General features: G+C 69.6%; 3 protein-coding genes. 2 read left to right on the top strand and 1 reads right to left on the bottom strand.

All coding sequences use genetic code 11. The features are described 5' to 3' along the window. On the bottom strand, nt 1-302 hold a 302-nt coding region (locus AB0I76_RS26380), incomplete at its 3' end, for a 1-acyl-sn-glycerol-3-phosphate acyltransferase (RefSeq protein WP_357040770.1). Between the two features lie 186 nt (nt 303-488). On the opposite strand from AB0I76_RS26380, the gene AB0I76_RS26375 reads away from it, so the two are divergent. Both AB0I76_RS26375 and cydB read left to right on the top strand, forming a co-directional pair. Next, the gene (locus AB0I76_RS26375) at nt 489-1,904 is read left to right on the top strand and encodes a cytochrome ubiquinol oxidase subunit I (protein WP_357040773.1); all 1,416 of its coding nucleotides are present in this window, start codon (nt 489-491) and stop codon (nt 1,902-1,904) included. Between the two features lie 14 nt (nt 1,905-1,918). Continuing rightward, nucleotides 1,919-2,977, top strand: a 1,059-nt coding sequence (cydB, locus tag AB0I76_RS26370) for a cytochrome d ubiquinol oxidase subunit II (protein ID WP_357040767.1), incomplete at its 3' end; no start/stop codon positions are given.

Below are 2,977 nucleotides of genomic sequence, written 5' to 3'. Positions count from 1 at the left end.
CCCCGGTCGACGCGGATGTGTCCGGCGCGGCGCATCGCGGTCCCGACGACCGGGGCACGGAACAGCCCGCCGGTGGCCATGATCCGCGGGGAGACGCCCACGGCGCGGCAGGCGGCGGCCAGCACCACCGGGTCGAACGGGCTGATGTGGTTGGCGGCCAGCACCAGGGGACCCCGGCGCAGCGACGCCGGTACCTCCCCGGTGACCTCCAGCCGGGCCACGGCACCGACCAGGGCGCGGGCCAGCAGTTGCGCGGCCCGCCAGATCAGCGGCGGCTGCCATCCGGAGTGTTCGGTGTCCATCAGCGGGACATGCTCGCACGGTTGGGGCGGGTCGCGGGGGACGGGCGGGACTTCTCCTGCCGAGTGGCCCGGGGTGATCAGGGTCATTGGTCCCGGGCCGGTTCGGGACCCCTGCCCCTGCCCATTCCTCTACGACGAGCAGTAGTATTTACTACGTCTTGTAGTATGCACAGCTGGGGGTATCAGGTGGACGCGTTGGACGTCGCCCGCTGGCAGTTCGGTGTCACCACCGTCTACCACTTTCTCTTCGTGCCACTGACCATCGGCCTGTCCGTGCTGGTCGCCATCCTCCAGACCCTGTGGCACCGCACCGGCAACGAGAAGTACCTCAAGCTCACCCGGTTCTACGGCAAGCTCTTCCTGATCAACTTCGCGATGGGTGTGGTCACCGGCATCGTGCAGGAGTTCCAGTTCGGCATGAACTGGAGCGACTACTCCCGCTTCGTCGGCGACATCTTCGGCGCGCCCCTGGCCATCGAGGCCCTCGTCGCGTTCTTCCTCGAATCCACCTTCATCGGCCTGTGGATCTTCGGCTGGGACCGGCTGCCCCCGCGCCTGCACCTGGCCAGCATCTGGGCCGCCGCGATCGGCACGAACCTGTCGGCCTACTTCATCCTCGCCGCGAACTCGTTCATGCAGAACCCGGTCGGCTACCGCATCAACCCCGACACCGGCCGTGCCGAGCTGACCGACTTCGTCGCCGTGCTCACCAACAAGGTCGCCCTCATCACCTTCCCGCACACCATCGCCGGCGCGTTCCTCGTCGCCGGGTCGCTGCTGGTGGCCGTGGCCGTGTGGCACCTGATCCGCAACCGCGACTCCGCCGACACCCCGGCCTACCGGTTCGCCGCGAAGTTCGGCTCGTGGGTGACGCTGATCGCCGCCTTCGCCGTGGTCGTCACCGGCGACATCCAGGGCAAGATCATGACCCAGGTGCAGCCGATGAAGATGGCCGCCGCCGAGGGCCTGTACTCCACCGAGAGCCCCGCGTCGTTCTCCGTGCTCACGGTCGGCAGCCTCGACGGCTCCCGCGAGCTGTTCGCCATCAAGATCCCGTACCTGCTGTCGTACCTGGGCACCGGTGACCCCGAGGGCACCGTCCAGGGCATCAACGACCTCCAGGCGCAGTACGCCAGCCAGTACGGCGCCGGCAGCTACACCCCGATCATCCCGGTCACCTACTGGAGCTTCCGCTTCATGATCGCCTTCGGTCTCGCCGCCGCCGCGATCGCCCTGCTCGTGCTCTGGACCCACCGCAAGGGCCGCACCCCCACCAGCCGGTGGCTGCTGCGCGCCGGCCTGGTCATGCCGGTCCTGCCCCTGCTCGCCAACTCCTTCGGCTGGATCTTCACCGAGATGGGCCGCCAGCCGTGGATCGTCTTCGGCGAGATGCTCACCCGCGACGGTGTCTCCCGCAGCGTCTCGCTGACCGAGGTCCTCACCTCCTTCACCGCGTTCACGCTGATCTACGCGACCCTCGCCGTGGTCGAGTTCAAGCTCCTCGTCCGCTACGCCAAGGCCGGCGTACCCGACGTCACCCCGGCACCCGAACCCGACGACACCGACGACGCCGCCGAGCGCCCGCTCGCCTTCGCCTACTGAGACCGGAGCACACCGTGGAACTGACGACCATCTGGTTTCTCCTCGTCGCCGTCCTCTTCACCGGCTACTTCATCCTCGAGGGCTTCGACTTCGGCGTCGGCATGCTGCTGCCCGTCCTCGGCCGCGACGACCGCGAACGCCGGGTCCTGATCAACACCATCGGCCCGGTCTGGGACGGCAACGAGGTGTGGTTGATCACCGCCGGCGGCGCCATGTTCGCCGCCTTCCCCGAGTGGTACGCCACCCTGTTCTCCGGCTTCTACCTGCCGCTGCTGCTGATCCTGCTCGCGCTGATCGCCCGCGGCGTCGCCTTCGAGTACCGCCACAAGCGCCCCGAGGCGGCCTGGAAGCGCCGCTGGGACGCCGCGATCTTCTGGGGATCGCTGCTGCCGGCGGTCCTGTGGGGCGTGGCCTTCGCCAACATCCTGCGCGGCGTACCCCTGGACGCCGACCACGAGTACGTCGGCGGCCTGCTGAACCTGCTCAACCCGTACGCCCTGCTCGGTGGCGCGACCACCCTGGCCCTGTTCCTCACCCACGGCGCGGTGTTCATCGCGCTCAAGACCGTCGGCGACGTCCGCGAGCGCGCCAGCGCGCTCGCGGTGCGCCTCGGCGTGGCCACCGCCGTCCTCGCGGTGGCGTTCCTGTCCTGGACGCTGACCATCCGCTCCAGCGCGGCCGCCGTCGTGTTCGCCGTCGGCGCGGCGCTGGCGCTGCTCGGTGGTCTCGCCGCAGCTCGCGTACGCCGGGAGGGCTGGGCCTTCACCGGCACAGCCGTGGCCATCGGGCTGGCCGTGGCGACCCTGTTCGCGGCCCTGTTCCCGAACGTCCTGCCCTCGACGCTGGACGCCGCCGGCACGCTGACCGCCACCAACGCCGCCTCCACGCCCTACACCCTGAAGATCATGACCTGGGTGGCGGTGGTGTTCACCCCGATCGTGCTGGCCTACCAGGGCTGGACGTACTGGGTGTTCCGCAAGCGCATCGGCGCCGCGGGGATCACCGACACGCTCGCCCTCGGCCTGCTCGTGGAGGGGCAGGGGCTGGGCGTTCCGCTGGTGGCGGTGCCGTAC

It is taken from the genome of Micromonospora sp. NPDC049799 (assembly GCF_040656655.1).
Classification (GTDB): Bacteria; Actinomycetota; Actinomycetes; order Mycobacteriales; family Micromonosporaceae; genus Micromonospora.
This window is presented reverse-complemented; position numbering and strand designations above follow the sequence as displayed.